The organism is Paraburkholderia sp. HP33-1 (genome assembly GCF_021390595.1).
GTDB lineage: Bacteria > Pseudomonadota > Gammaproteobacteria > Burkholderiales > Burkholderiaceae > Paraburkholderia.
This window is the reverse complement of sequence record NZ_JAJEJR010000001.1, coordinates 1450492-1475734: the sequence shown is the minus strand read 5'-3', so window position 1 is coordinate 1475734 and position 25243 is coordinate 1450492. Positions and strand designations below refer to the sequence as shown.

Here is a 25243-nt window from a genome sequence, read left to right as displayed (position 1 = left end):
GGCGCAGTGCGATCCCCCGCCTTCGTGATCGCCTGTCCGGCCATGTCCCAATTGAACCTGTCCGCGCTGATCGAATTCTTCGGCCACGATCTGTCGCCGGTGCACGCGGTAGTCCTGTTCTTCGTGATCGGCTACCTGGTGGTCGGATTGCCTGTGCACTTTCGCCAGGGCGCGGCCTCGCGCGACATCTGGGGCACGGCCGCCGGCGTGACGATGGCCGCGCTCTACGCGATGTTCATTGCCGGCGTGTATCCGTGGCTGCATCACGTGTCGGTCGTCGCGCATTGAGCGTCGGCCGCCGCCAGTTCCGGTCCAAGACCTTCCCATAGCGGTTCGAGCAATTCCCGACGCGGCTGCCAGCGCCGCATCGAGGTTCGATACAGCGGCCGGCGCACCTGCGCCGAACTCGCGGTGCTCACACGCCGCGTCGTCTCGTGAAACGCGAGGCAGCGTTCGTCCCACTCGAGCCCGCAATGCGCGAGCAGGCGACGCACGTTCGCTTCGAAATCGTCGACCAGCCGCTCGTACTCGATCTCGATCATCACGCCGGCGGGCAGCACGCGCCGCCAGTGCGCCATCAACGCATCGTACGCGCGGTAATAGCGGCCCAGTTCGCCGAGGTCGTAGCCGAACGGCACGTCGTGAAAAACGCGCGAGAAAATCGACAGACAGGTCTGCAACGGCGAACGGCGGCTATGGATGATGCGCGCGTTCGGCAGCGCGAGATGAATGAAGCCGACGTTGATGAAGTTGAACGGATACTTGTCGGTAAAGCGTGCGACCTGTCCGTCGGATTGCGCGAACAGGCGCTGCATCCGTCGCAGATAGTCCGCGCCGAGCGCGCTCCACTGCGCCGCGCCCGCTTCCTCCAACGCCTCGACGTCGATTCGCAAAGGATCGCCTGCATCACGCCGAACGCATTGGACCAGTGCCTCGCCGAATTCGGTGCATTCGCCCGCGCCGAACACGCGCGGATGACTCGCGAGAATCTGCTCGATCAAGGTCGAGCCGGAGCGCGGCATACCGACGATAAAGATCGGTGCCGTTGACGGATCGCCGATACCGCGTGCCGCCGCGAGCGCATCCGCGTCGAACAGTTCGGGCAAGCGCCCGAACAGTCCAAGCGATTCCGCCTCGTTGTAGCGCATGCCCTCGCGGTATAGCGCATTGCCTTTAAGCAGATGATCAAACGAGGCATCGTCGCGGCCTACGCCGGACAGCGCCGCGCCATACGCGAAGTGCAGCTCGGCCTGGTCGGCACGGTCGAGCGATGCGGCGTCGCCGGCAAGCTGCTCCAGTTGCGCGAAGACGGGGTCGTCGGCAGCGAGGCGCCTGGTCTGCACGAAGTTGCGGTAGTAGAGCGGCACGCGCGGCGCGCCGTGGATCGCGCGTCGGTAGGCCTCGTGCGCTTCGTCGAAACGGCCGAGCGCCTGCAGACAGTTGCCCATGTTGTTGCTCGAACCGGCGGCGAGCGGATTCAGACGCACCGCTTCTCGATAGGCGTCGACGGCCGCCTCGAGCCGATGCAACTGCTCGAGCACCCAGCCGAGTCCGTGATGCAAATCGGGGTCATGCGGATCGCGCGCGATCGCCACGCGATAACCGGCCTCCGCTTCGGCAAAGCGGCTCAGCGCGGCAAGCGTCGCGGCGCGGCGCTCGTAATGGATGGCTTCGGCAGGCTCTAGCGCGCACGCGGATGCGAAACATCGCAGCGCGGCTTCGAGATCGCCGCGCGCGATGCAGGCGTTGCCTTCGGCGAGCCATTGCGCGGCGGTGTCCGGGAGGGGATCGGGTTTCATTGACGGCGGTGGATCGCTAGTGAGGGCCGGAAAAAGGCTGGCGCGATGGTGAGCGGCCGGCGGCTTCACAGGCGAGTAGGTTGTTTGCGTCGAGCTGAAGCGTGGATTGCCGCACAGGCACGCGCATCGCTGCGGACTCAAAGACGAATCGTCCGAGGAACTTAGCAGCCGTGCCCTTCAGTAGCGTTTCGGATCGTTAACGAAGTGTTACCGCAGCGCTGATCGGTAACGCGCGGGAAGATTGACGGGAGAATTGAGCGTCGTGGCAATGGCTCGCGTGGTCGCGTCCCCGAGCGCGTGCCGCCGCGCCCATGCGGTAACGCCCGGACACAAATACCGCTGAACTCCATTGCGTGCGGCGTTTCTGATGTTTATGTGCAGGAGAGAACCGTGAGCAGGCTCATTGCACCGATGACGTTGCTAGCGGCTGCGGCAGCGAGCTTTACCGGATGCGTCGTCGCGCCACCCGCGGAATACGGCTATCCGTATGCGCAGCCCTACTATCCTTATGCGTATGGACCGCCCTACTACGGACCGGTGTATGGCTCGGTCGGTATCTACGGCGGTTTTGGCGGCCCATGCTGCTATTACGGACATGGGTACTGGCACGGACGCGGTGGCTGGCACGGCGGTGGCTGGCACGGCGGGACCGGCGGATGGCATGGCGGGAACGGCGGATGGCATGGCGGTGCAGAGGGAGGCATGCACGGCGGCGGGAGTTCGTGGACCAGTGGTGGCGGGATGGGGGGACATGGGCATTGAGGATTGACAAACCGGCACCTGCATCATTCACGAAAGTCACATGCCTTCCACGCGCTGGGCGGTTTCAGACCTTGCGGTAAAATTACTACTTTGATTCAAGCCGCCTGCCCGTCCCATGTCTTTACCTCATACTCCCAGTCCCCGCCGCGTATCCGTCGCGCCGATGATGGACTGGACGGATCGTCATTGCCGCTCGCTGCATCGGATGATTTCGCGCCATACGTGGCTTTACACGGAAATGGTGACGACCGGCGCGCTGCTGCACGGCGACGTTCCGCGTCATCTCGCGTTTACGCCCGACGAAGCGCCGGTCGCACTGCAACTCGGCGGCAGCGAACCCGACGATCTCGCGCGCTCGGCGAAGCTCGGCGAGCAATGGGGCTACGACGAAATCAACCTGAATTGCGGCTGCCCGTCCGAGCGCGTGCAACGCGGCGCATTCGGCGCGTGTTTGATGAACGAGCCGCAACTCGTCGCCGATTGCGTGAAGGCGATGCGCGACGTCGTATCGGTGCCGGTCACGGTCAAGCACCGGATCGGCGTCGATACGGTCGAGGAATACGGCTTCGTGCGGGATTTCGTCGGCACCATTGCGGAGGCTGGTTGCGAGGTCTTTATCGTTCACGCGCGCAACGCGATCCTGAAGGGCTTGAGCCCGAAGGAAAACCGCGAGATTCCGCCGCTCAAGTACGACTACGCGTATCGGCTGAAGCGCGACTTTCCGCAACTGGAGATCATCATCAACGGCGGCATCAAGACGCTCGACGAAGTCGACGCGCACCTTCAGCACGTTGACGGCGTGATGCTCGGGCGCGAGGCCTATCACAACCCCTACGTGCTCGCCGAGGTCGACTCGCGTTTCTATGGGTCGGCTCAGGCGCCGCTCACGCGCGAGCAGGTCGAAGCGAAACTGATCGAGTATTGCGCGAACGAAATGGCGCGCGGGACCTATCTGGGCGCGATCACGCGCCATGCACTCGGCCTGTATCGCGGCGAAGCGGGTGCGCGGGGCTGGCGTCGCGTTTTGTCCGACAGCAAGCGGCTCGCGGCCCGAGACCTGACTATCTTCGACGAAGCAAGACAGCATCTGCGCGAGCCCATCGATATTTTTGAATAAAGCTTGAATAAAGGACTAGGCAAACGCAAATCTAGTCTCTATAATCTCGTTTCTTCGTCGGCGAGACATGTTTTTAAAGCAAGTCAAGCAGATGTTAGTGGTGGCTGTAGCTCAGTTGGTAGAGTCCAGGATTGTGATTCCTGTCGTCGTGGGTTCGAGTCCCATCAGCCACCCCAGAGAGAATTCAAGCAAACGGCGTTGTGAGCAATCACAACGCCGTTTTTGTTTTGCTGGCCGTCTCTGCCCCACACCATTCCCGCCCGCCCCTCCCAATATTCAAAAACCGCTTGGTCAACAGGGCCGGATCGCCCGTCTGGCTTGCCGCGCTTACATCTGAGCGATTGTTTCCCGATCGGGAATAGTAATTTCAGATTATCGGCACAAATTTTCGATAGTAGGGGTATACACTGCCTCCCATCGACGTTGCAGACACCTTGCGCATTGGCTCCTGCAACATGTTCCCGAAATGCAGTCGAAACGTTATTGGAGTCTCACCATGAAGACCAAGTTTATCGCCGCCCTGCTGGTTGCCGCTTCTGCCTCGATCGCCGCTCCCGCTTTCGCAAGCGGCTACGGTCCGGCACCGTACTATCGTCCGGCGGTTGGCGCGCCGGCTTCGCAACAAGGCCAGAATGCGCAGACCGTCGCTGCTGAACATGCCAACGCCCAATCGAATGCATACGGTGGCGTGAATAGCGTGTCGACGCAATCGGGCTCGCGCAGCGAACCCACTTCGGGTCCGCGATCGGTGTACTTCGGCCACTAAGCCACCACCAGCACCGTCAGATCCGCTGCCCGCGAGGGTAGCGAACAAACTGGGCGCCGCGCATGCAGTATCGATGCCGGCGCCTTGTTGCGTTAACGACGGCCACGGGTGGTTCGTCGCGACACGCCTACCCGCCTCTAGCTCGCCAGTCCCGCATCGATCAACTCGCGCGCCGCGCGAAAACCCGCCTCCGCGGCCGCATGCTCGGTGGACCATAAGCTATCGATGTGCACGAGCCGCCAGTCGACCACCGTCGAATCGTCGCGCAGCACCCGGAAGTGCGCCTTGACGCCGGTCAGCACCTGTTCGACCGCCACCTCGATGTCGTAGTCGCCATAGCGCTCCTGGTAGTCGCCCATGTCGACGCCCTTCGGCTCCATGCTCGCCTCCGTGGTATCGCTGATCGCGGGCAAGCGAACACGCGCGTCCGGCGGGCGCCGCGATGACCAACTACCGGCTCACGACTCACCCGCGACGCGCCGCCCCGCTCTCCAGACCGGCCGTGCGGCCGGCCGCCGATCGGCGGATCAGTCGCAATCGCCGGAAAGATACTGCCGGCCCTTGCAGTTGATTTCGACCTCACCGCTGCCCGCTTCGGCAACGAGGTCACATGCCAGTAACTCCGCCACGACGGACTGCTCGACTTTGGGCGCCGTCTGTCCGACGCCGACGTCGTTCAGACGCCGCAACGCTTCGACCGCTTCAGGACTCAGGGACTTCGACATGGCCGTCTCCGTCGGAATGCTCAATTCATCGTAGCAAGTTTCATCGGCGGATGCAGGGGTACGTGGACGATGGGCGCGGCGCTCCCATCAGGAATACCTCATCAGAGGCGCGCGATCGACACCTCGGTCGACTTCACGAGCGCGACCACCTCCGAGCCGACTTTCAGTTCGAGCTCGTCGACCGAGCGCGTCGTGATCACCGACGTGACGATGCCGAACGGCGTCTCCACATCGACTTCGGATACTACCGAGCCGCGAATGATTTCCTTCACCTTGCCTTTGAACTGATTGCGCACGTTGATAGCGGAAATGCCCATTTCAGATAACTCCACAGTAGCAGTTGATAACAGAACAGATCGATTCGTTTGAAAACTCAGACGGCCCAGCGCACGTCGGTCGGCCGCGTGAGACGGCCCGGTTCGGGCAAGCCGTACGGGTCGTAGGGCTCATACGCGCGATGCGCGAGCGTGTCGTCGTTCGGCGCGCTCTTCAGCACGCGTTGCAGCACGTGGTCTTCGAGCGCGGCGAAGCCCGCCGACGCCCGCGCGCGCGGCCGCGCGAGCGCGACCGGCTGATCGAGTGCGATGCGGCCTTCCTCGATCAGCAGAATCCGGTCGCCGAGCGCGACCGCTTCGTGCACATCGTGCGTAACGAGCAGCGCAGTGAAGCGATGTTCGCGCCACAGCCGTTCGATCAGCGTGTGCATTTCAATGCGCGTTAGCGCATCGAGCGCGCCGAGCGGCTCGTCGAGCAGCAGCAATTGCGGACGATGCACGAGCGCCCGCGCGAGCGCGACGCGCTGCCGCTGGCCGCCCGATAGTTGCGCGGGCCAGTCGTTCGCGCGTTCGAGCAGGCCGACTTCGGCGAGCACCGCGCGCGCATCGTCGCGCGCGCCACGGCTGATGCCGAGCATCACGTTCTGCAGCACGCTTTTCCACGGCAGCAGACGCGCATCCTGAAACATGATGCGGGTGTCGAGCGGACCGCCGTTCCCGGCGCGCTTTTCGAGCACGCCCGAGCTGGCATCTTCGAGACCCGCAATGAGCCGCAGCAAGGTCGACTTACCGCAGCCGCTGCGGCCGACGATCGCGACGAAGCTGCCCCGCTCGATCGACAGATCGAAGCCCGACAGCACCTCCCGCTCGCCATAGCGCTTGCCGACGTCGCGCAATTGCACCGCGTAGTCGCTCGCGGAGCGCGCGTCATTGCGCACGAGCGCGTCGGCGAATTGCAATCCGTGAGGCGCCACAGCCGCCCCCTCCCGCTCAACCTCCGACGCCTCATTCGCGTCGTGATCCGCGACCCGCGGCTGCGCGAGTTCGGCTTCGAGATCGCTGCCCGCGATGCCGCCGAACGCCGTCGATAGCGTCGTTGCACTCATGCTTTTGCTCCTCGCTGATAGGCCGGATGCCAGCGCAGCGACACGCGCTCGAGGCTCTTCGCGAGCATGTCCGCGAGTTTGCCGAGCGCCGCGTACAGCAGAATGCCGACCACCACCACATCGGTTTGCAGGAATTCGCGTGCGTTCATCGTCATGTAGCCGATGCCCGATTGCGCGGAGATGGTCTCGGCGACGATCAGCATGACCCACATCAGCCCGAACGCGAAGCGCACACCCACCAGAATCGACGGCAGCGCGCCCGGCAGAATCACGTGGCGGTACAGCGCGATGCCCTTGACGCCATAGCTGCGCGCCATCTCGATCAGGTTCGCATCGACCGAACGGATACCGTGGAACGTGTTCACGTAGACCGGGAAAAACACGCCGAGCGCGACAAGGAACACCTTCGCTTCCTCCTCGATGCCGAACCACAGGATCACGAGCGGAATCATCGCGAGCGCGGGGATGTTGCGGATCATCTGCACAGTCGAATCGAGCACGATTTCCGCGGGTTTGAAGAGACCCGTCGCGAGTCCAAGCACGAGACCGATGCCCCCGCCGATCGCGAAGCCCGACACCGCACGCCACGTGCTGACCTTCACGTCCGCCCACATTTCGCCGGACTGGATCAGCGACCAGGCGGCCTTCACGACCGCGAGCGGTTCGGGCAGCACGCGTGTCGACAGCGCGCCGCTACGCGCGGCGAATTCCCACGCGAGCAGGATCAAGATGGGCGCTAGCCACGGCAGCAGATGCGCGCCGAGGCGGCGCAGCGCGGCAGCGCGCGTCGCGGTCGCGGCCCTCGGGATTGCCCCCGCTGCCGCGCTCAAGGTAGTGTCACTCATGTTGGTTTTTCTCCTTGCCTGTCGATCGTCGAGCGAGCGCGCTCAACTCGCGCTCGCCACCTTCGGCAGATAGCTGGTGCCGACGATCTCGCCGAACGGCCCTGACAACGGCCCGTTGGCCACCTTGCTGAGTCGTCGCGGCAGCAGCGGAAACACGAGCTCGGCGAAACGATAGGATTCCTCGAGGTGGGGATAGCCCGACAGGATGAACGTCTCGATGCCGAGCGCCGCGTATTCCTTCATGCGCACGGCCACCTGCTCCGGGCTGCCGACCAGCGCGGTGCCCGCGCCGCCGCGCACGAGCCCGACGCCCGCCCAAAGGTTCGGATACACCTCGAGCTGCTCGCGCCCGCCGCGCTTGCCGCCGTGCAGCGCGGCCATGCGGCGCTGCCCGTCCGAATCCATCTTCGCGAACGAGGCCTGCGCACGCGCGACCGTGTGGTCATCGAGCTTGCTGATCAGCTTGTCGGCGGCGGCCCACGCTTCTTCCTCGGTCTCGCGCACGATCACATGCAGGCGGATGCCGAAGCGGATCTGCCGGCCGCGCGCCGCAGCGCGCGCGCGCATGTCGGCGATCTTTTTGGCGACCGCATCGGGCGGCTCGCCCCACGTCAGATAGGTGTCGATGTGCTCGGCCGCGATGTCGTGCGCAGCCGCCGACGAGCCGCCGAACCACAGCGGCGGATGCGGCTTCTGAACCGGCGGATACAGCGCCTTGCCGCCCTTCGACTGCAGATGCCTGCCGTCGAAATCGATCGCTTCGTTGCTGTGCGACGCCGCGAGCAGCTTGCGCCAGATATGCAGGAATTCGTCGGTGATTTCGTAGCGCGTGTCGTGATCGACGAACACGCCGTCACCGGCCAGCTCGGCCGCGTCGCCACCGGTCACCACGTTGATCAGCAGACGCCCGTTTGACAGTCGGTCGAACGTCGCCGCCATGCGGGCGGCGAGCCCGGGTGACGACAGTCCCGGTCGAATCGCAACGAGGAACTTCAGCCGCTGCGTCGCGGGAATCAGGCTCGACGCGACGACCCACGCGTCCTCGCACGAACGGCCAGTCGGCAGCAGCACGCCCTCGTAGCCGAGCGTATCGGCGGCGACGGCGATCTGACGGAAGTAGTCGTAATCGGCTGCGCGTGCGCCTTGGGACGTACCGAGATAGCGGCTGTCGCCGTGAGTCGGAATGAACCAGAACACATTCATGTAGTTGCTCCTGCCTGTTCTTGACGGAATGAAAACGATGCGCGCGAGCGCCGGCCGCGCGCATCGAGCCGGCAACCGGCAAGGCGCTGCGACGTGTTGAAGGATTGCAAAACGGACGGTGGACTCAGACCACCAGCGTGTGCGCGATGCGCCCGATTTAACGGATGACGGCGACACCCTCGCCGTCTGCATGAGGAAACAGTCTATGGAGCGGTCCGCGGCTTTTGAACGATTTTTTTGAGCTTAGGATTTCCGCTTTCGTGATTAGCCTGGCGCTACCGCATACGGATGTTGCGCGTTATACACGCGAGCCCGGCCGGCCCCACCCCGGTCGATATAATGGCGCTCGTTTCCAATCTCCCGGTACAGGTCTTGCGGTTCGCGTCGCCTGTACGATGCCGGTGCAATGCATGCAAAAAATTATTCTGCCGTTCATCGCCGGTTTTCTGGCTTCACTGTTCTTTCGCGAATCGACGCTGGCGCTGATGCATGCCGCCGGCATGATCGATCCCAGCGGTTTTTCGACTGCGCCGTTTTTGCCGCTCGGCCTGCCTGAGTTCATCGCGAACGCAATCTGGAGCGCGTGCTGGGCCGTGCTGATGGCCTGGCTGCTGCGCGTCGCGCCGCACCGGCACGCACCGTGGGTCCCCGCGTTCGTGTTCGGCGGCATCGTGCTGACGGCGGCGAGCGTGTTCGTGGTCGATCCACTGCGCGGCATCTGGCCGAGCGGCAACATGCTGCCGCGTCTCGCGGTCGGCTTCGCCGCGAATGCGATGTGGGGCTGGGGCGCGCTCGTATTCATGCGAGCGTTCATGGCAAGCGAGGCCGAGGAATAAGCGCGGCGCGCCTGAATTCGCGCAGTGTGTAGATTCGCGGGCGGGATAGTGGGGTAGCGCGTTCAGCCGCGCAGCGCGCGCAGCGGATGCTCGTTCGCCGGCCACGGGCTCTCGAACATCTTCTCCACATCGGCCGGGTTGACGTCCTCGACGCGCGCGAAACGCCAGCGCGGCGCGTTGTCCTTGTCGATGATGCGCGCGCGAATCCCTTCCACCGTATCGCCGAGCAGAAAGCTCGAGCGCGTCAGATCGAGATCGACGCGCAGCACGTCGGCCATCGGCCCTTCGGCGCGCGTGACCACTTCGAGCGAGACCGCCATCGATAGCGGCGAGCGTTCGCGCAGCACCGCGATCGTCTGATCGGCCCACTCCGCCGCCTCACCGCCGCGCTCGCGTTCCTGTTCGAGCGACACGAAAATCCGCGCGACGTCAGCTAACGCGAAATGCCGGTCGATCAGCGTACGCGCCTTCGCAAGCGCGCTATCCTCGGGCCGCGGCGCGACCTGATACGCGCGCGTCTCGCGCTCGATGCACGCAACCACATCCGCGTCGCGCTCGAACGGTTCGCGGCGCAACGTGTCGATCAGCGCGGGCAACGCCTCGTCGTCGATATAGGCATCGGCAAGGCCCGCGTACAACGCGTCGGCCGAGCCGATCGTCTCGCCGGTCATGGCCAGGTAACGGCCGATCGCGCCGGGCGTACGCGCGAGAAACCAGCTCGCGCCGACGTCGGGAAACAAGCCGATGCGCGTTTCGGGCATCGCCATCTGCGTCGATTGCGTGACGACGCGCAGACCGCCGGTGCGATGCGCGCCTTGCGAAATACCCATGCCGCCGCCCATCACGATGCCGGTCATCAACGCGATATACGGCTTCGGGTACGTGAAGATCGCGTGATTGAGGCGGTATTCCTCGCTGAAGAAGGTGTCGCGCGCCTGCTGGTCGCCGCGTTGCGCCGCCTCGTACAGGAAGCGGAGGTCGGCGCCCGCGCAGAATGCGCGCGCGTGCCGGCTGCGCACGATGACGGCCAGCACCTCGGGGGCCTCCCGCCACTGGTCGAGCGCCGCGTGGATCGCGCGGATCATGCCGGTCGACAGCGCATTCAGCGCTTTCGGCCGTTCCAGTTCGATGAAACCGATGCGGTTGGCTACGTGGGTCGCGATTTCGTCACTGACGGCGGGCGAGGCGGACGTGGACATGGCGAGCTGGGCCCGGCGGCACGAGATGAGGTGGAACTGAACGTTATCACGGGCCTGCCGCTTTGCGTTTGGTGGGAGGCTCGGGGGTCGGGCCTGTGGAGTCGGCCGATGCGGCCACCTCCACGGTCTGCGGTGCGCCGAGCCACGCGTCGAGGGTCACGCCGACGAGCGTGTCGAGCGGCGCGCTAGGAAACACCGGACACGTGAGATACAGCGCGACGATGCCATGCAAACTCGCCCACAACGCCTCGGCCCAGACAGCCAGTTCGATCGATGCCACCGACGCCGATAGACGCCCCGCGGCGCGCAGTTCGCCGAGCGCTTCGATCATGATGTGCAGCGCGGCGTCGCCGGGGTCCTCGTCGGCCTCGCCGACGGCGTTGCCCGGGGCGGTGGTTGAATGACCTGTCCGGGCGTTGGCGCTGAGCTCAGCCGCGTTACCGTCGTTTTTGCCAACGCCCACCGCACCACCCAGCGCCGCGCCGGTATAGCTCGGATCCTCCATGAAAATCAGCCGGTACGTTTCCGGATGCTCGACGCCGAACGCGACGTACGCGCGCCCGAGCGCCTTCAGCCGTTCGGCGGGATCGGCGATTTGCACCAGCGGCACGAAGGTCGCGAGCAACTGCGCGTAACCCTCCGCGCACAAGGCCCGCGCGATGTCGTCGCGACTCGCGAAATGCAGATACAACGTGGCGGGCGAATATTCGATCGCGTCGGCGATCTTGCGCATCGACAGCGCGGCAAAGCCCTCGCGCACGACGATGCGCCGCGCGGCATCGAGGATGCGTTCGCGCAGTGCCTGCTTCTGGCGGTTTTTTCGTTCGGCGATTCCCATGACTCGTAATTTTCAGATTGACAAACTGAAAAGTCAAATTAAACTGAACACCGTTTACTGAACGATGTTCATTAAATATTCATCTGTTAATTTCCGAAGCCACAGGGTCACGCGACGACGTCGCGCCGCCACCTCAGGGAGTCGTCATGCAAGCCACGGGAAAGGTCGGTTTATTCGGTGCCGCGGGCGCGGCTGGTCAAAGCATCGGGGCCGCGCTTGGCGCGGCGGGCCGCGACTATCGCGTGGTCGGCCGCTCACGCGAGGCACTTCAGCGGACCTTCGGTCACGACCCGCACGCGGAAATCATCACGTGGAACCCCGACGACCCCGCATCGATCCGCACCGCGGCGGCCGGCCTGCAGACCGTCGTCTACCTCGTTGGCGTGCCTTACGACCAGTTCGCGCAGCACCCGCCGTTGATGGAGAAAACGCTCGCGGGCGTGACAGCGGCGGGCGTCGAACGCTTCATTCTGGTCGGCACCGTGTATCCGTACGGCCGCGCGCGCGGCAATCCGATCAGTGAAGATCATCCGCGCGAACCGCACACGTTCAAGGGCCGCATGCGGCTTGCGCAGGAAAAGCTCGTTCTGGCCGCGCATGTCCGGAACAGTTTCGAAACGCTGGTGTTGCGACTGCCCGATTTCTACGGACCGGGCGTCGAGCGCAGCCTGCTGCACGATATCTTCGTTGGCGCCGCTACGGGCAGGCGCGCGCAGGTGCTCGGTCCCATCGATGTGCCGCACGAGTTCATCTATCTGCCGGACGTCGGTCCAGTGGTCGAACAACTCACGCGCACGCCCGAGGCGTACGGCCGCTGGTGGCACCTCGCGGGCGCCGGCACGATCACGCCGCGCGAGGTGGCACGCGAGGCATACGCGCTCGCGGGCCGCGAGCCGAAGCTGATGGTGGCCGGTAAGGGCATGCTGCGCGTGCTCGGGCTTTTCAATCCGCTGATGCGCGAACTGGTCGAGATGAACTATCTGATGACCGAGCCGGTGGTGCTCGATGATTCGGCGCTGGCAGCGTTGATCGGGCCGCTCAGGAAGACGTCATATCGGGAAGGGATCAGACGGTGCTTCGAAGCGGCGCGCGAGGTGGTGTTGGAGCGCCTGAATGAGCGGTAATGCGTTGACGATGCATGGGTGGAAAGCAGACCGAACAGCTGGACGAGCGCCCGGCCGCTCGTGCCGATGGTCTGTCGGCAGATCCGGCTAGCCAGCCATCTGCCCGGGCGGAAAGTGGCCACTCCTGAGCAGGACCGGCGCGCCGTTGCTGATCTGCAGATGCTCGCGCGCGACGGCCTCGATACGCGGCCGCCCCGCATCGAACGCGCGCAGCCAGCCTTCGAGGTCCTCGGCGTGCGCGCCGAAATGATCCTCGAGCGCTTCGACCGAGATCGCGCACGGCACCGCCTCACCGTTCACCAACGCGGAAAAGACGACGGTCAGGTTGGAGTCGCGATAAGCGGGCGCGTCTGCGGGAAAACGGATTTCCATTGTCGCCTCGTCAGAAGGTAGCAGCGAGAAGGTGGCACGCGCGCAAGGCCGCAGCGCACCGCCGATCCTCGCGGGTCCCGCTATGGTACTCGCGCCGCCGGATCACGGTCCAGCGCGCGCCGCCTTGTCGAGCGCTTCGGTCAGCCCTCAGCACGCGACTCGCCGCGATGCTCACTGCCCATCCAGCAATCGGTCTATATACTCGCGCGCCGCCTGTTCCACGAACGCGAGCGCCTCTTCTTCGCTGCCGAACCGTTGCCAATCGCCGAGTTCCAGCAGCGTTTCCATCCGATGCGGATCGTCCGGACCAAGTTCGGCGAGACTGACCGAACCGACGTAAGTACCACCCGCAGGGGCGTGCGCGTCGTCGACCGTCGAGCCCGACGCGCCCGAAGCGTTGCCCCCCGGGACGAGGCGCGCGGTGGCGCTGATGTAATAGCCGCGATAAGGGCCACTCACCCGTTCAGCCATATTCATCCTCCTCTTGCGGTTGGGAAGTTGGCGCCAGTCGCGACGACGCCATAGCGATAAGGCGCGCCGCAGCGCGATAAGTTCGGCTCGCGAGGCGAGCGCCCGCACCGCGCAGGCGTCGTATCGCACTTCTGCCGTGCGCGCCGGTCGAACCGCCACGATGGCATGTTCCGTGCTGTCGAATTCGTTCCTGTTACGACGCCATTTCGAGTCCAGCGAGCACAATATGGGAAAATATTTTCTGCAGAATCACGAACTGTCCGAGCCGGATGCGGCGAACCACTGGTTTGCGTACGCCGAAAGTCACGACATCGACATCCCGAAAGCGATCAGCATCTGGGAAGACGCGGCCACTGAAGAAGGCGTGGAAGCCCGGCGGATCGTCAGCGCGGCGGGCATCACGGTGGAAGCGCCCTGATCCGCGGCGCGCGCCGTCAACGTACGCTCCGCTGCCCTCGCCGGTGTCTCCCCGGCAAAACCCTCTATCTGAATGAAAGGACCCAACACGATGTATTTCACGACGCAACCGCGGCGCGCCGGCCGATTCCACCGCCTTCGATCCAGCGCCGCGCTTGCCCTCGTGCGTCGCGCGTCGCTGTCGGCTGCATTGCCCGCCGCCCTGCTGCTCGCCGCGGGACTGGGCGGCTGCGCGTCGTCGAACACGACCACGCTGATCAATCTGCCGAACGGCCAGACCGGCTTCGCGGTGAATTGCAGCGGTGCCGACGCAGGCTCGAGCTGGGCTTCGTGCTACGTGCAGGCGGGCAAGGCCTGCGGCGCGACCGGTTACGACATCGTGTCGAAGGATAACGACGAAGGCGGCGCCGCCGGCGGCAGCGTCACGAACGTCGTGTCGGCGAACGTGAAAAACCGCTCGATGATCGTGCGCTGCAAGTAAGCCGACCCACGTTCCGTGCGGCAATCACGGCGGCTTGCGCGGGCGCGAGCCGCGCATACGGGGGGTAAGCGCATCGCGTCAGGACTTCGCCAGTGCGAGCTTGCCGTAGTCGTGACCGAGATGCGCGCACAGCGCTTCGACTACAAGTTCATGATCGGCGCGCTGCGGCAGACCGGACACCGTGATCGAACCGATCACGCCTGCGCCTTCTACCGTCAGCGGGAACGCACCGCCGTGCGATGCGTACTCCGTGGCCGGCAGACCGTGCTTGTCGGCGAGCGTCGCGCCCGCGAGTTGCATTTTCAGACCAATCGCGTACGAGCTGCGGCGAAAGTGCGCGACGGTGTTGCCCTTGCGGCGCGCCCAGTCCACGTTGTCCGGCGTCGCGCCGTCGAGCAGGCTGAAGAACAGCGGCTGGCCGAACGTGCGCACGTCGATCGCGGCGGCAATGCCGCGCGCCTTCGCGACCTCGTGCAGATAGGCGCCGACTTGCCATGCGCGGTCGGGATCGAAACGGGGAAACACGAGGGTCTTTTCCTGAATGGCGATGACCTGCAGATCGTGAGCGATGTCCATGGGTTCAGAGCGAGTCGGAGAGTGGAAGCGCCCGCCGTCGTGAGGATCCGGCGAGCCGCGTGAAGTATCTGAATTCTAGCGCAGCGTCCATGCGCGGCTTTTCCGGGATCTGATGTCGCGCGGGCGAGCGCACAACAATGAAGGCAATCCTTACATGGCTATTGCGCTCGCTGTCGGGCTGGGCTATAATCTTTTCTTCGACGGACGCGGGGTGGAGCAGTCTGGCAGCTCGTCGGGCTCATAACCCGAAGGTCGTAGGTTCAAATCCTACCCCCGCAACCAACCGAAATCATTGAAGGGTTACAACGCATTGGCGTGTAACCCTTTTTTGTTTTTGTCGCCTCGCATACCGCCACCCGGCAAACCTCATCAACGCCGCACCGGCCTCAGACGAAAACCATGTCGGACACGGCCGCCTCTCCCGGCGTCTCAGTAATGCCCCGCCCCGGTGATAAACTCCTATCACCCTTTCTCGTCCCCTTCCCAATGAAATTCTGTTCTGTCTGCGGCCACGGCGTCAGTCTGAGCATTCCGCCGGGCGACAATCGCGAGCGCTTCGTATGCGGCAGTTGCGGCACCGTGCATTATCAGAATCCGCGTAACGTGGTCGGCACCGTTCCCGTGTGGGACGACAAGGTGCTGCTGTGCCGTCGCGCGATCGAGCCGCGCTACGGTTACTGGACGCTGCCCGCCGGCTTCATGGAAATGGGAGAGACGACGGCCGAAGCCGCCTCGCGCGAAACGCTCGAGGAAGCCGGCGCGCGCGTCGAGGTGCAGAACCTATTTTCGCTGCTGAACGTGCCGCACGTGCATCAGGTGCATCTGTTCTACATGGCGCGGCTCCTCGATCTCGACGTCGCCGCCGGCGAGGAAAGCCTTGAAGTGAAGCTCTTCGAGGAGCATGAGATTCCGTGGGACGAGATCGCATTTCCGACCGTCGGCCAGACGCTGCGCTTTTTTTTCGCCGACCGCGCGGCCGGCAGTTTCGGCCTGCATACGGGCGACATCTTCCGCTCACTGCGCGAAGGTTGAGCGGCGCGCATGGTTCCGTGGCTCGCCGCTGACGATCCGTTCCCGCCCGTCGAGCGCGCGCTCGGCGCCGCGAGCGGCGCGCCGGGTCTGCTCGCGGCAAGCAGCGACCTGCTGCCATCACGCCTCATCGACGCTTACCGGCGCGGCATCTTCCCGTGGTATTCGGACGGCCAGCCGGTGTTGTGGTGGAGCCCCGATCCGCGCATGATCCTGCGCCCTGTCGAGTTCAAGCTGTCGCCGTCGCTGCGCAAGACGCTCAAGCGCGTATTGCGCGACGACGCGTGGGAAATTCGCGTCGATCACGATTTCGCCGCCGTGATGCGCGCGTGCGCGCAAGCGCCGCGCCGCGGCCAGCGCGGCACGTGGATCACCGCCGATGTCGTCGAGGCTTATTCGTCACTGCACCGCATGGGCGATGCGCATAGCATCGAAACCTGGTTCGAGGGTAGGCGTGTCGGTGGTCTGTACGGCGTGTCGCTCGGCCGGATGTTCTTCGGCGAATCGATGTATACCGACGTCACCGACGGCTCGAAAATGGCGCTGGCCGCGCTGGTCGGCCACTTGCGACGCCACGAAGTAGAAATGATAGACTGCCAGCAGAACACGTCGCATCTGGCGTCGCTCGGCGGTCGCGAGATAGCGCGCAAGGCGTTCGTCGCGCATGTTCGCGCGTCTGTCGGCGCACCGGCGATCCCGTGGCGGTTCGACAAGACCGCCCTGCTCGAGATCGTCGCGCGCACGGCGTAGGAAGAATCAGGCCGAACCCGGGTCTGCCGCCCATCGAGTAGCGGCATCCATCGCCAGGCGTGCCGGGTTTGCAATACCAGAGACGCTTCGAGAGCTGCCAACGTGACTCACCCCAACGAGCTGCCTCTTTCCCCGCTTTCCGCGCTGCAATTTTATGCAACGGCGCCCTATCCCTGCAGTTACCTGGACGGCCGCATTGCGCGCTCGCAGGTCGCCACACCCAGTCACCTGATCAATTCGGACGTCTACACGGACCTCGTCAAGGCGGGCTTCCGGCGCTCGGGCGTGTTCACCTACCGCCCGTATTGCGACGGCTGCCGCGCGTGCGTGCCGGTGCGCGTGCCGGTCGAGCGTTTTCAGCCGAACCGCACGCAGCGGCGCGTATGGAAAAAGCACGGCGACCTGATCGCGACGGTAGCGCCGCTGCACTACGACGAGGAGCATTACGTGCTGTATATGCGCTACCAGTCGGCGCGCCACGCAGGCGGCGGCATGGATCGCGACAGCCGGGACCAGTACGAGCAGTTCCTGCTGCAAAGCCGGATCAATTCGCGGCTCGTCGAGTTTCGCGAGCCGGCGACGCAGCGGCCCGATGGGCGCCCCGACGCGCCAGGCCCGCTGCGCATGATCAGCATGATCGATATCCTCGGCGACGGCTTGTCGTCCGTGTACACGTTCTTCGAGCCGGACCTGCCGCACGCGAGCTTCGGCACTTACAACATCTACTGGCAGATCGAGCAGGCACGCAGCCTGAATCTGCCTTACGTGTATCTCGGCTACTGGATTCGCGAAAGCCCGAAAATGGCGTACAAGGCGAATTTCCGGCCGCTCGAAGGCCTGATCGAAGGGGCGTGGCGTGTGCTCGACCCGGCCAGCATCGAGCTGCCGCCGGTCGATTTCGCGATGCATGGGCGACGCGGGCCGCTCAGGCCGTAGTCGAGGCGTAGTCGTCGCCAGCAACACCCGGGCAGTCTCATCAGAGCCCAAAGCCGGTAAAATAACGGGTTCCCATTTTCCGGCCGTCCGGCTTCATCCCGTGCTCAGTTCCCTTTATCCGCTCGTTCGCGCCCAACTCTTTCGCATGGACGCGGAAGACGCTCACCATCTGACCTTGCGCATGCTCGGCGCCGCTGGCCGCACCGGCCTCGCCAGCGCACTCGCGGCGCGCGTGCCGGATTCGCCGCGCACCGTGATGGGCCTGACGTTCCGCAACCCGGTCGGACTCGCGGCGGGCCTCGACAAGGACGGCGCGTGCATCGACGGTCTGGCGGCACTCGGCTTCGGCTTCATCGAAGTGGGCACGGTGACCCCGCGCGCTCAGCCGGGCAATCCGCGCCCGCGCATGTTCCGGCTGCCGCAGGCAAACGCGGTGATCAACCGGATGGGCTTCAACAACGCCGGCGTCGACCAGTTCGTGAAGAACGTCCAGGCCGCGCGCTATCGCGGCATCCTCGGACTGAACATCGGCAAGAATGCCGACACGCCGATCGAGCGCGCCGTCGAAGACTATCTCTACTGCCTCGAACGCGTGTACCCGTTCGCGAGCTACGTGACGGTCAACATCTCGTCGCCGAATACGAAGAACCTGCGCCAGCTACAAGGCGCCGACGAACTCGACGCGCTGCTCGCCGCGCTGAAGGACAAGCAGCAACGGCTCGCCGATATGCACGGCAAGCTCGTGCCGCTCGCGCTGAAGATCGCGCCGGACCTCGACGACGAGCAGATCAAGTCGATCGCGGACACCTTGCTGCGCCACCAGTTCGAAGGCGTGATCGCAACCAACACCACGCTGTCGCGTACCGCCGTCACCGGCATGCCGCATGGCGACGAAGCCGGCGGCCTGTCGGGCAAGCCGGTGTTCGACGCCTCGAACGCGGTGATCCGCAAGCTGCGCGCCGAAGTCGGCGAGGCGGTGCCGATCATCGGCGTCGGCGGGATTTTCTCGGGCGAGGATGCGCGCGCGAAGCTCGCAGCCGGCGCGTCGCTGGTGCAGCTTTATACTGGTTTCATCTACCGCGGTCCGGCGCTCGTCGCCGAATGCGCGCAGGCGCTGCGCTAAGCATCCGCGCCGCGGGCGTATATAGACATAAACAAACGATATTTAGGTTGCGATAGTCTCGTTTGTTATGCTCTCGACCGTCAAAACGCCAGACGTACTAAGGAACACGATGAAATTTGGCCTGCTAAAGAAGCTTCTTGCCACCGCGCTGATCGGCGCGTCGCTCACCGCCGTCACCGCGCACGCGGCAGACCTGCTCGACCAGGTCAAGCAGCGCGGCACGCTGCGCATCGGTCTCGAAGGGACCTTCCCGCCGTTCAACTCGAAAGCGCCGTCAGGCGAGCTGGTCGGCTATGACGTCGACATCGCCAAGGCGGTCGCGGCGAAGCTCGGCTTGAAGCCGGAGTTTGTGACGACCGAGTGGAGCGGCATCATCGCTGGTCTGCAGGCGGGCAAGTTCGACGTGATCGTCAACCAGGTCGGCATCACCGACGCGCGCAAGCAGACGCTCGACTTCTCGCCGCCGTACACGTACTCAGCAGCGCAGCTGATTCAGCGCAAGGACGACACGCGCCAGTTCACCTCGCTCGAAGACCTCAAGGGCAAGAAACTCGGCGTCGGTCTTGGCACGAACTACATGGACATGGCGAAGGCGGTCCCCGGCATCGACGTGAAGACCTATCCGGGTGCGCCCGAGTACCTGCGCGATCTGGCCGCCGGCCGGCTCGACGCGGCGTTGAACGACCGTCTGATGCTCGCGTACCTGCTGAAGAACTCGCAGCTGCCGCTGCGCACCGGCGCGAACGTCGGCCCGGGCAACCCGTCCGGCATTCCGTTCAAAAAGGGCAACCCGCAGTTCGCAAAGGCGATCGACGACGCAATGGCCCAGCTCGAAGCGGACGGCACCTTCACGAAGATCTCGGAGAAGTGGTTCGGCATCGACGTCAGCAAACCGATCAAGTAACACGCCTGCAGTCAAACGAAGGGCGGCGTCGTGGTGCGATGCCGCCCTTCGCATTTTTGCGGCATGCAGCCCCCGCCGACGCATACCGCGCGTCGCGTATACCCCAAGCCGGATCGCACGAACCGCGCTTTGAGGCGCGCCGAAGTTTATGATGTGCGCTTTGTGCGTCAATAAGAACACCGCCCATGTCCATCACATCCCTGCTGCTCCAATCGCTGCCGGTGCTCGCACAAGGCGCCTTGCTGACGATCAAGTTCGCGATCCTGTCGATGATCTTCGGCCTGATCGGCGGCGCCGTGCTCGCGCTGATGGGCATCAGCCACAGCCGTCCGCTGAACTGGATCGCGCGTGTCTATGTGAGCGTGATGCGCGGCACCCCGCTGCTTGTGCAGATCTTCGTGATTTATTACGGTCTGCCGAGCTTCGGCATTTCGCTCGAGCCGACGCCGGCCGGCGTGATCGCGTTGTCGGCGAACGTCGCCGCGTATCTGTCGGAGAGCATGCGCGGCGCGATTCTGGGGATCCACCAGGGTCAGTGGCTTGCCTCGTACAGCCTCGGGCTGTCGCGGCGTCAGACGCTGCGCTACGTGATCGCGCCGCAGGCGCTGCGCATCGCGGTGCCGAGTCTGTCGAACAGCCTGATCAGCCTGATCAAAGACACTTCTCTCGTGTCCGTGATCACGGTGACCGAGCTGTTGCGTAGCGCGCAGGAGATCATCGCGTCGACCTATCAGCCGCTGCCGCTTTATCTTGCGGCCGCCGCCGTGTACTGGGTGCTGTGCCAGGTGCTCGAATGGGCGCAGCGCTGGTACGAGCGGCGTCTGTCGCTGCCGACGCGGCACTGAGCGCCGCGCACTCTTCTTCGTTCACGCCGGCCGCTCACTCTCCAGCGAACCTGAGCCCCAACGCCGCGCGCGCCGCGTCGGTCATCGCGATCATCTGCCGCGACGTGTCGTGCGGCATCAGCGGACTCTCCAGCCGACCCGCGCGAATCAGCTCGCAGAAGTGCGCGGTCTCGTAGTTCAAGCCGCCGCCTTCGAACGGCTCGTCGAGTTCGACGACGCGGCCGTCCGCATATCGGATCGTCGCGCGCGACGGGTTCCACCATGGTTCGTGCAGGCTCACGTGACCGCCCTTGGCCATCAGCAGCGCATCGCCCTTGCCGTGCAGGTCGAGCCCGCAGAACAGCTGCGCGATGCCGCCGCGCGCGTGCTGGCTGTTCAGACTCGCGAACGTATCGACGCCGGTCGAGCCAAGCCGGCCGAAGGTCTGCACGTCTTGTGGCGCGCCGAGCCAGTCGACCGCCAGAAACATCTCGTAGATGCCGATATCGAGCAGCGCACCGCCCGCATGCTCGAACGACAGCGACGGATGATCGGCGGCCACGCCCGGCACCGAGCAGCCCGCGCGCACGACGCCGACCTCGCCGATCGGGTCGACCTCGAGGTGCTTGCGCAACTTCCTGTAGAGCGGATAGAACGGCGGCTTCATCGCTTCCATGAAGAGCCGTTGCGACGCGCGCGCGGCCGCGAGCACGCGCTCGAGTTGCGGGCGATTGATGCACGCGGGCTTCTCGCACAGCACGTGCAGGCCGGCTTGCAGCGCGGCGATCGCATAGTCGGCGTGGCTGTCCTGTAGTGTCGCGATATAAAGTGCGTCGATGCCGCTCGCGAGCAGCGCGTCGAAACTGTCGCAGACGCTGCCGCCGAACTCGCCGGCGAACGCCTGCGCCGGCTCCGCACGACGCGACCACAGCGCGGCGAGCCGTGTGTGCGGCACGTAGGCGAGCCCCTGCGCGAAGCGGCGCGCAATCCGGCCAGTGCCGACGATCCCCCAGCGGATCTCGCGCGTCGAAGTGGTGTCGTGCCGATGGGTTGGTTGAGCGCTGGCTGCGTGCGGTGCCGCTGTCGTATCTGTCATCGTGTGTGCAAAGGTCAATGCGGTTCGGAGCAGCCGCTATTGTCGCGCATGCCGAACGCACATGCGGCGAACGCGGCCAACGCGAACCGCCCTTCGACACCTGCCCCGCCGCCCCCGCGGCCAGGCTCTGACAGATACGCTGAGCCCGCGCTTACACCCGCGCCGGCGGCTCCGCGGAAAACCGGCCGCCGATCTCCTCGGTGCCGGAGTCGATCATCGCGAACGACGCGATCTCGGCCTCCTTCGGATCGCGCCGCTCGATCGCCTCGACGACACGCTGATGCGACGCGACCCCGCTCTCCCATAGCCCGTCCCGGTCGTGCACGATCGGATTGACGGTCGACAGCGCGCCGCGAATGATCGCCGCCATCTGCTTGAAGAACTGGTTGCCGCTCGCGATCACGATGCGCGTATGGAACAGCTCGTCGGCTTCCAGATACCCCGCCTCTCCCGGACGGGTCACGCGGAACGCTTCGAACGCCTCGCGAATCGCCGCGACGTCCGCGGCGCTGCCGCGCGCGGCAGCCTGCGCCGACGCCCGCGGTTCGATCAGCATGCGAAACTCGATGATGTCACGCAGGAACATCGGATCGGGCTTCGCGCGAAAACGCCAGTTGACGACGTCCTCGTCGATCATGCGCCAATCGCTCATCGGCCGGATGCGCGTGCCGATCTTCGGCCGCACGTCGAGCATGTCACGCGCGAGCAGCATCGATAGCGCCTCGCGCATGACGGTGCGGCTCACGTCGAACTCCTTCGACAGCACGTCCTGCGGTGGCAGTATCGCGCCGTATTTTTCTTCGACGATGCCGGTGACGAGCCCGTCCATCACCTTGCTCACCAGCGAGCGATCCTTGTTAGCGTGTTCCATGGCATATCCCCGAAGCGGTGTTGTCCCCGCGTAGCCTGATGATTGAAAGGCCCCTACGTATCGTTGTTATGCAATAAGGATCGTATTCCGATACGTTGCTAGCTTCGAAACGGATGCGCCAGTTGGGATACTTCCTGACAGGGTTATCCCTCTGAAGAATTGTTTCGTTCCTGTAACGCCGCCTGTTTCGCCTGGGCCCAAGCTTGCTTGTCAGAGCGTGCCTGTATTGCGGGGTTTAATTTGTGCGCATACGCACGTTACAAGATGAAATTGTCTGACCTGCATGGACGGGGTCAGAGGCCCGCGTGCTCACTCGCACAAACAGGTCATGGGGATACGCAAGCAACTGAGGTTGGTCCGCGGCGGGCGGGGCATCACAACAGTTCGAACGTATTGACGAACGAGGCGCCGTCGCGCTCGCGGCGCCGCTGACCGAAGCGCGTCTGAGCGCCGCGCACTTGCCGCGTGAGGCCGATGAACGACACCCCGTGTTCGAGGTACGGCCCCTCCGTCTTACGAAAACCGAACTGCTCGTAGAAGCCGCGCAAGCCAAGTGGTGCGCTCACGCGCGTGGCGCGGCCCGGCCAGCGCTGGGCAACCGCATCGAGCACACGCTCGATCAGCATCTCGGCGGTACCGTCGCCGCGCCGCAGCGGGCTCGTCAGCACCTTGTCGATCATGACTTCCGGATCTTCGGAATCACCGGGTTGCACGCGCGCATAGGCGAGGACCGGCATCGGCCGCGCCATGTCCTCGACCGCGAACACATGCAACGCGTGCTCGTCGCGACCGTCCGCGTCGAGGCAGACATGCGACTGCTCGACAACGAATACCGCGCTACGCGCCCGCAGCACGACATACAACTCCCGTGCAGATAGCTGATCGAACTCCAGCGTTTTCCAGTTCATCACGCCCCCGGTAGACAGGATTTTCGGCGGAACCGGCAATGCTTGCCGTGCGCGACGGCATCTCGATCCATGACGGTCCCTCATCATGGGTGACACGGTACGTGCGCAAAAGACGGGCTTCCGTGCGCCATCGCACCGACGCTCGGGATTGACAATTCTTAAATACGAGTCAACAAAGCGCAGCCTCAGCATGCGCGTCGCGGTCGTCACGCGGCCCGAAACCTGGACACGAAAAAAACGTGTTGACGCCCTTTCGACGTTGGCACTGATCAGTAGACCATTGACCAAAGGGGAAGCATTGCATGAAGACTGCATTGAGACGCATCCTTTCCGAGTCCGCACGCATGGATGTCCCGGTGGACAGCCTTACCGACGACGCCGACCTCTATGCTGCCGGACTCTCATCGCTCGCGACCGTGCATCTGATGCTGGCCATCGAAGATGAATTCAACGTGGAAATTCCCGACCGTATGCTGACGCGGCACCTGTTCTCGAGCATCGACTCGATGGCCGCCGCGATGACGGAGTTGCAGAAGACCAAGGCGGCGGCATGAGTGCGCCGCTGCTGAATCGGGCCGCCGCGGCGGCATCCGGACATGCACTGCAGGCCATGCATTCGACGCATATGACAGGCGCCTCCGAGGAGCGTGCATGAATCCATCGCCGAGCTCAGCGCCTGCCGGCACGCAGTTGCGCGAGCACCTGCCGCACGCACTGCATCAGGGCGAGCGCGTGTGGCAGGAGACCAACCGCCATGTCGATCTGTGGATCGAGCTGCTGCACAGCTTCGGGCTCGATCCGTGCGCGGCGCTCGCGTTTACCGTCACGCAAGATTTCGAAGGCGATCAGTTCACGTACTTCAAGCTTCCACTCGAAGATCTCGACCGTCTGTACGGCACCCAGGTGCAGGAACTCGCGATCTACGACTCGCTCGAAGCGCGCGTGCTCGTGCAGACGCAGCGCGGACACACCGTGCTCGTGGAAGTGGATGGCTACTATCTGCCCGATACGCGCGCGACCACATATCGCAGCCAGCATTCGAAGACCACGATCGGCGTCGACTTCGTCGACACCGCCGCGCGCCGCATCGGCTATTTCCACAGCACCGGCTATCACCAGCTCGAGGGCGAGGACTACGACGGCGTGTTTCGCAAGTTGCCGCATTTCGCCGCGCAGGCCGACCTGCTGTTTCCGTACGTCGAGTTCGCCAAGCAGGCGCGGCCCGCGCTCGAAGGCACCGCGCTCGCGGAAGCGTCGGCGGAACTGCTATGCGCGCATCTGGAGCGGCGTCCATTGGTCAATCCGATCTCGCAATGGCGCGCCGCGTTTCCCGCGCATCTCGACACACTGTTCGATCGCGACGAGGCGTACTTCCAGCTGTACTCGTTCAATCTGATGCGGCAGCTCGGCGCGAACTTCGAGTTTCTGTCGAAGTATCTGCAGTGGCTGTTCGCGCAAGGCTTCGATATCCCGCCGACGATACCGGCCGCCGCGCAATGTATCGCGTCGGAGTCGATGGTGATGCAGTTCCGGCTCAGTCGCGCGATCGCGTGCGGCCGTCGCGATACATGCGCAGACTGCTTCGACGTGCTCGAAAGCGCTTATGAAAAGACGCTGCCGCCGCTAGCCGCACTGGTGCGCTAAAGGATTGATCTGACCAGTCGGCGCGAAGACGACGATGGGGTTGTTTCGTTAACTTTACGTTTCGTACACCCCAACAACTTCGCTGCCTGTCGCACGACACTTTCTTGCGGCGACGATGTTTCGTCTTTGCAATGGCACGATGCATATACGCTCACCGGCGTCGTGCGCGTGCCCTACGCAAAACGCTGTTGGCCGCGTAGGCACGAAGAGCCCAATTTCTATCCTCTGAAGTTACCGCTCGACGAC

Annotated in this window: 31 protein-coding genes and 2 tRNA genes; 18 read left to right on the top strand and 15 right to left on the bottom strand. The window is 64.4% G+C overall.

Features of this window, described 5'->3' with window-relative positions; all coding sequences use genetic code 11:
* The first annotated feature begins 42 nt into the window (after positions 1-42).
* Complete coding sequence (locus tag L0U81_RS06700; protein WP_233801045.1) at positions 43-288, top strand: hypothetical protein; 246 nt, start codon at positions 43-45, stop codon at positions 286-288.
* Here L0U81_RS06700 and L0U81_RS06695 read toward each other — a convergent pair.
* The gene (locus tag L0U81_RS06695; protein WP_233801043.1) at positions 264-1799 is read right to left on the bottom strand and encodes a tetratricopeptide repeat-containing sulfotransferase family protein; all 1536 of its coding nucleotides are present in this window, start codon (positions 1797-1799) and stop codon (positions 264-266) included. The two genes, L0U81_RS06700 and L0U81_RS06695, sit on opposite strands and share 25 nt — an antisense overlap.
* 390 nt (positions 1800-2189) lie before the next feature.
* Here L0U81_RS06695 and L0U81_RS06690 point away from each other — a divergent pair, with 390 nt between their 5' ends.
* The 4 genes from L0U81_RS06690 (at position 2190) to L0U81_RS06675 (ending at position 4444) form a co-directional block, all read left to right on the top strand.
* Positions 2190-2561 carry a hypothetical protein gene (locus L0U81_RS06690; protein WP_233801041.1) on the top strand — a complete coding sequence of 124 codons (372 nt, stop codon included), beginning with the start codon at positions 2190-2192 and terminating at the stop codon, positions 2559-2561.
* A gap of 115 nt (positions 2562-2676) precedes the next feature.
* Complete coding sequence (gene dusA / locus L0U81_RS06685; RefSeq protein WP_267956599.1) at positions 2677-3678, top strand: tRNA dihydrouridine(20/20a) synthase DusA; 1002 nt, start codon at positions 2677-2679, stop codon at positions 3676-3678.
* Positions 3679-3778: 100 nt separating this feature from the next.
* Positions 3779-3854: transfer RNA gene (locus L0U81_RS06680), tRNA-His, on the top strand.
* A gap of 320 nt (positions 3855-4174) precedes the next feature.
* Complete coding sequence (locus L0U81_RS06675; protein ID WP_233801039.1) at positions 4175-4444, top strand: hypothetical protein; 270 nt, start codon at positions 4175-4177, stop codon at positions 4442-4444.
* 137 nt (positions 4445-4581) lie between these two features.
* On the opposite strand, the gene L0U81_RS06670 is transcribed toward L0U81_RS06675, so the two are convergent.
* From L0U81_RS06670 to ssuD, 6 genes are all read right to left on the bottom strand, one after another.
* The gene (locus L0U81_RS06670) at positions 4582-4824 is read right to left on the bottom strand and encodes a DUF6566 family protein (protein WP_233801037.1); all 243 of its coding nucleotides are present in this window, start codon (positions 4822-4824) and stop codon (positions 4582-4584) included.
* Between the two features lie 147 nt (positions 4825-4971).
* Positions 4972-5169, bottom strand: a complete 198-nt coding sequence (locus L0U81_RS06665) for a hypothetical protein (protein ID WP_233801035.1) — start codon at positions 5167-5169, stop codon at positions 4972-4974.
* 101 nt (positions 5170-5270) lie between these two features.
* Positions 5271-5486, bottom strand: coding sequence for a TOBE domain-containing protein (locus L0U81_RS06660; RefSeq protein WP_233801033.1), 216 nt, complete (start codon positions 5484-5486; stop codon positions 5271-5273).
* 56 nt (positions 5487-5542) lie between these two features.
* Positions 5543-6550 (bottom strand): ATP-binding cassette domain-containing protein, encoded by a 1008-nt coding sequence (locus L0U81_RS06655; protein WP_233801031.1) that lies wholly within the window; start codon positions 6548-6550, stop codon positions 5543-5545.
* Positions 6547-7395 carry an aliphatic sulfonate ABC transporter permease SsuC gene (ssuC, locus tag L0U81_RS06650; RefSeq protein ID WP_233801029.1) on the bottom strand — a complete coding sequence of 283 codons (849 nt, stop codon included), beginning with the start codon at positions 7393-7395 and terminating at the stop codon, positions 6547-6549. Before ssuC ends, L0U81_RS06655 begins: the two co-directional genes overlap by 4 nt.
* Before the next feature lie 42 nt (positions 7396-7437).
* Positions 7438-8598 (bottom strand): FMNH2-dependent alkanesulfonate monooxygenase, encoded by a 1161-nt coding sequence (gene ssuD, locus L0U81_RS06645; protein ID WP_233801027.1) that lies wholly within the window; start codon positions 8596-8598, stop codon positions 7438-7440.
* Positions 8599-9008: 410 nt separating this feature from the next.
* On the opposite strand from ssuD, the gene L0U81_RS06640 reads away from it, so the two are divergent.
* Positions 9009-9434 (top strand): hypothetical protein, encoded by a 426-nt coding sequence (locus L0U81_RS06640; RefSeq protein WP_233801025.1) that lies wholly within the window; start codon positions 9009-9011, stop codon positions 9432-9434.
* Between the two features lie 62 nt (positions 9435-9496).
* On the opposite strand, the gene L0U81_RS06635 is transcribed toward L0U81_RS06640, so the two are convergent.
* Together L0U81_RS06635 and L0U81_RS06630 are read right to left on the bottom strand one after the other, a co-directional pair.
* Positions 9497-10633, bottom strand: coding sequence for an enoyl-CoA hydratase/isomerase family protein (locus tag L0U81_RS06635; RefSeq protein ID WP_233801023.1), 1137 nt, complete (start codon positions 10631-10633; stop codon positions 9497-9499).
* Between the two features lie 46 nt (positions 10634-10679).
* A complete protein-coding gene (locus L0U81_RS06630) occupies positions 10680-11471 on the bottom strand; it encodes a TetR/AcrR family transcriptional regulator (RefSeq protein ID WP_233801021.1) in 792 nt (263 codons plus the stop codon).
* Between the two features lie 146 nt (positions 11472-11617).
* On the opposite strand from L0U81_RS06630, the gene L0U81_RS06625 reads away from it, so the two are divergent.
* Positions 11618-12595 carry an NAD-dependent epimerase/dehydratase family protein gene (locus tag L0U81_RS06625; protein ID WP_233801019.1) on the top strand — a complete coding sequence of 326 codons (978 nt, stop codon included), beginning with the start codon at positions 11618-11620 and terminating at the stop codon, positions 12593-12595.
* An 87-nt stretch (positions 12596-12682) separates the two neighbouring features.
* On the opposite strand, the gene L0U81_RS06620 is transcribed toward L0U81_RS06625, so the two are convergent.
* Positions 12683-12967, bottom strand: a complete 285-nt coding sequence (locus tag L0U81_RS06620) for a DUF1488 domain-containing protein (protein WP_233801017.1) — start codon at positions 12965-12967, stop codon at positions 12683-12685.
* 171 nt (positions 12968-13138) lie between these two features.
* Positions 13139-13438: a hypothetical protein gene (locus L0U81_RS06615; protein WP_233801015.1), complete on the bottom strand. Its 300-nt coding sequence runs from the start codon at positions 13436-13438 to the stop codon at positions 13139-13141.
* 226 nt (positions 13439-13664) lie between these two features.
* Between L0U81_RS06615 and L0U81_RS06610 the strand changes: the two genes are divergently transcribed.
* Both L0U81_RS06610 and L0U81_RS06605 read left to right on the top strand, forming a co-directional pair.
* Entirely contained in the window at positions 13665-13856 is a 192-nt protein-coding gene (locus tag L0U81_RS06610) for a hypothetical protein (protein WP_233801013.1), read from the top strand.
* Positions 13857-13946: 90 nt separating this feature from the next.
* Positions 13947-14336, top strand: coding sequence for a hypothetical protein (locus tag L0U81_RS06605; RefSeq protein ID WP_233801011.1), 390 nt, complete (start codon positions 13947-13949; stop codon positions 14334-14336).
* Positions 14337-14414: 78 nt separating this feature from the next.
* Here the strand turns inward: L0U81_RS06605 and L0U81_RS06600 are convergent, their stop codons facing one another.
* On the bottom strand, positions 14415-14912 hold the full coding sequence (locus tag L0U81_RS06600) for a heme-degrading domain-containing protein (protein WP_230560511.1): 498 nt from the start codon (positions 14910-14912) through the stop codon (positions 14415-14417).
* Between the two features lie 205 nt (positions 14913-15117).
* On the opposite strand from L0U81_RS06600, the gene L0U81_RS06595 reads away from it, so the two are divergent.
* From L0U81_RS06595 to L0U81_RS06565, 7 genes are all read left to right on the top strand, one after another.
* A tRNA-Met gene (locus L0U81_RS06595) sits at positions 15118-15194 on the top strand.
* A gap of 204 nt (positions 15195-15398) precedes the next feature.
* A complete protein-coding gene (locus L0U81_RS06590) occupies positions 15399-15944 on the top strand; it encodes an NUDIX hydrolase (RefSeq protein ID WP_035494591.1) in 546 nt (181 codons plus the stop codon).
* Between the two features lie 9 nt (positions 15945-15953).
* The gene (gene aat / locus L0U81_RS06585; protein ID WP_233801009.1) at positions 15954-16691 is read left to right on the top strand and encodes a leucyl/phenylalanyl-tRNA--protein transferase; all 738 of its coding nucleotides are present in this window, start codon (positions 15954-15956) and stop codon (positions 16689-16691) included.
* Positions 16692-16793: 102 nt separating this feature from the next.
* Positions 16794-17627 carry an arginyltransferase gene (locus L0U81_RS06580; RefSeq protein ID WP_233801007.1) on the top strand — a complete coding sequence of 278 codons (834 nt, stop codon included), beginning with the start codon at positions 16794-16796 and terminating at the stop codon, positions 17625-17627.
* 100 nt (positions 17628-17727) lie between these two features.
* Positions 17728-18750 carry a quinone-dependent dihydroorotate dehydrogenase gene (locus L0U81_RS06575; protein ID WP_326489813.1) on the top strand — a complete coding sequence of 341 codons (1023 nt, stop codon included), beginning with the start codon at positions 17728-17730 and terminating at the stop codon, positions 18748-18750.
* A gap of 109 nt (positions 18751-18859) precedes the next feature.
* The gene (locus tag L0U81_RS06570) at positions 18860-19654 is read left to right on the top strand and encodes a cystine ABC transporter substrate-binding protein (RefSeq protein WP_233801005.1); all 795 of its coding nucleotides are present in this window, start codon (positions 18860-18862) and stop codon (positions 19652-19654) included.
* A 185-nt stretch (positions 19655-19839) separates the two neighbouring features.
* Positions 19840-20499: an amino acid ABC transporter permease gene (locus L0U81_RS06565; protein WP_233801003.1), complete on the top strand. Its 660-nt coding sequence runs from the start codon at positions 19840-19842 to the stop codon at positions 20497-20499.
* A 34-nt stretch (positions 20500-20533) separates the two neighbouring features.
* Here L0U81_RS06565 and L0U81_RS06560 read toward each other — a convergent pair whose 3' ends face one another.
* The 3 genes from L0U81_RS06560 to L0U81_RS06550 form a co-directional block, all read right to left on the bottom strand.
* The gene (locus tag L0U81_RS06560) at positions 20534-21574 is read right to left on the bottom strand and encodes a Gfo/Idh/MocA family protein (protein WP_233801001.1); all 1041 of its coding nucleotides are present in this window, start codon (positions 21572-21574) and stop codon (positions 20534-20536) included.
* Between the two features lie 151 nt (positions 21575-21725).
* A complete protein-coding gene (locus tag L0U81_RS06555) occupies positions 21726-22445 on the bottom strand; it encodes a FadR/GntR family transcriptional regulator (protein WP_233800999.1) in 720 nt (239 codons plus the stop codon).
* A gap of 374 nt (positions 22446-22819) precedes the next feature.
* Complete coding sequence (locus L0U81_RS06550) at positions 22820-23353, bottom strand: GNAT family N-acetyltransferase (protein ID WP_233800997.1); 534 nt, start codon at positions 23351-23353, stop codon at positions 22820-22822.
* A 302-nt stretch (positions 23354-23655) separates the two neighbouring features.
* Here L0U81_RS06550 and L0U81_RS06545 point away from each other — a divergent pair, with 302 nt between their 5' ends.
* Together L0U81_RS06545 and L0U81_RS06540 are read left to right on the top strand one after the other, a co-directional pair.
* Complete coding sequence (locus L0U81_RS06545) at positions 23656-23907, top strand: acyl carrier protein (protein WP_233800995.1); 252 nt, start codon at positions 23656-23658, stop codon at positions 23905-23907.
* 97 nt (positions 23908-24004) lie between these two features.
* The gene (locus L0U81_RS06540; protein ID WP_233800993.1) at positions 24005-24997 is read left to right on the top strand and encodes a DUF1839 family protein; all 993 of its coding nucleotides are present in this window, start codon (positions 24005-24007) and stop codon (positions 24995-24997) included.
* The last annotated feature ends 246 nt before the right edge of the window (positions 24998-25243 follow it).

Excerpts from the sequence above, each read along its gene's own strand:
- ssuD (WP_233801027.1), bottom strand. The coding sequence starts at position 8,598 with ATGAATGTGTTCTGGTTCATTCCGACTCACGGCGACAGCCGCTATCTC.
- ssuC (WP_233801029.1), bottom strand. The coding sequence starts at position 7,395 with ATGAGTGACACTACCTTGAGCGCGGCAGCGGGGGCAATCCCGAGGGCC.
- L0U81_RS06590 (WP_035494591.1), top strand. The coding sequence starts at position 15,399 with ATGAAATTCTGTTCTGTCTGCGGCCACGGCGTCAGTCTGAGCATTCCG.
- L0U81_RS06625 (WP_233801019.1), top strand. The coding sequence starts at position 11,618 with ATGCAAGCCACGGGAAAGGTCGGTTTATTCGGTGCCGCGGGCGCGGCT.
- L0U81_RS06560 (WP_233801001.1), bottom strand. The coding sequence starts at position 21,574 with ATGACAGATACGACAGCGGCACCGCACGCAGCCAGCGCTCAACCAACC.
- L0U81_RS06565 (WP_233801003.1), top strand. The coding sequence starts at position 19,840 with ATGTCCATCACATCCCTGCTGCTCCAATCGCTGCCGGTGCTCGCACAA.
- L0U81_RS06615 (WP_233801015.1), bottom strand. The coding sequence starts at position 13,438 with ATGGCTGAACGGGTGAGTGGCCCTTATCGCGGCTATTACATCAGCGCC.
- L0U81_RS06660 (WP_233801033.1), bottom strand. The coding sequence starts at position 5,486 with ATGGGCATTTCCGCTATCAACGTGCGCAATCAGTTCAAAGGCAAGGTG.
- L0U81_RS06640 (WP_233801025.1), top strand. The coding sequence starts at position 9,009 with ATGCAAAAAATTATTCTGCCGTTCATCGCCGGTTTTCTGGCTTCACTG.
- L0U81_RS06550 (WP_233800997.1), bottom strand. The coding sequence starts at position 23,353 with ATGAACTGGAAAACGCTGGAGTTCGATCAGCTATCTGCACGGGAGTTG.
- L0U81_RS06665 (WP_233801035.1), bottom strand. The coding sequence starts at position 5,169 with ATGTCGAAGTCCCTGAGTCCTGAAGCGGTCGAAGCGTTGCGGCGTCTG.
- L0U81_RS06620 (WP_233801017.1), bottom strand. The coding sequence starts at position 12,967 with ATGGAAATCCGTTTTCCCGCAGACGCGCCCGCTTATCGCGACTCCAAC.
- L0U81_RS06600 (WP_230560511.1), bottom strand. The coding sequence starts at position 14,912 with ATGGACATCGCTCACGATCTGCAGGTCATCGCCATTCAGGAAAAGACC.
- L0U81_RS06545 (WP_233800995.1), top strand. The coding sequence starts at position 23,656 with ATGAAGACTGCATTGAGACGCATCCTTTCCGAGTCCGCACGCATGGAT.
- L0U81_RS06605 (WP_233801011.1), top strand. The coding sequence starts at position 13,947 with ATGTATTTCACGACGCAACCGCGGCGCGCCGGCCGATTCCACCGCCTT.
- L0U81_RS06555 (WP_233800999.1), bottom strand. The coding sequence starts at position 22,445 with ATGGAACACGCTAACAAGGATCGCTCGCTGGTGAGCAAGGTGATGGAC.
- L0U81_RS06635 (WP_233801023.1), bottom strand. The coding sequence starts at position 10,633 with ATGTCCACGTCCGCCTCGCCCGCCGTCAGTGACGAAATCGCGACCCAC.
- L0U81_RS06610 (WP_233801013.1), top strand. The coding sequence starts at position 13,665 with ATGGGAAAATATTTTCTGCAGAATCACGAACTGTCCGAGCCGGATGCG.
- L0U81_RS06700 (WP_233801045.1), top strand. The coding sequence starts at position 43 with ATGTCCCAATTGAACCTGTCCGCGCTGATCGAATTCTTCGGCCACGAT.
- L0U81_RS06540 (WP_233800993.1), top strand. The coding sequence starts at position 24,005 with ATGAATCCATCGCCGAGCTCAGCGCCTGCCGGCACGCAGTTGCGCGAG.
- dusA (WP_267956599.1), top strand. The coding sequence starts at position 2,677 with ATGTCTTTACCTCATACTCCCAGTCCCCGCCGCGTATCCGTCGCGCCG.
- aat (WP_233801009.1), top strand. The coding sequence starts at position 15,954 with ATGGTTCCGTGGCTCGCCGCTGACGATCCGTTCCCGCCCGTCGAGCGC.
- L0U81_RS06655 (WP_233801031.1), bottom strand. The coding sequence starts at position 6,550 with ATGAGTGCAACGACGCTATCGACGGCGTTCGGCGGCATCGCGGGCAGC.
- L0U81_RS06695 (WP_233801043.1), bottom strand. The coding sequence starts at position 1,799 with ATGAAACCCGATCCCCTCCCGGACACCGCCGCGCAATGGCTCGCCGAA.
- L0U81_RS06675 (WP_233801039.1), top strand. The coding sequence starts at position 4,175 with ATGAAGACCAAGTTTATCGCCGCCCTGCTGGTTGCCGCTTCTGCCTCG.
- L0U81_RS06570 (WP_233801005.1), top strand. The coding sequence starts at position 18,860 with ATGAAATTTGGCCTGCTAAAGAAGCTTCTTGCCACCGCGCTGATCGGC.
- L0U81_RS06630 (WP_233801021.1), bottom strand. The coding sequence starts at position 11,471 with ATGGGAATCGCCGAACGAAAAAACCGCCAGAAGCAGGCACTGCGCGAA.
- L0U81_RS06670 (WP_233801037.1), bottom strand. The coding sequence starts at position 4,824 with ATGGAGCCGAAGGGCGTCGACATGGGCGACTACCAGGAGCGCTATGGC.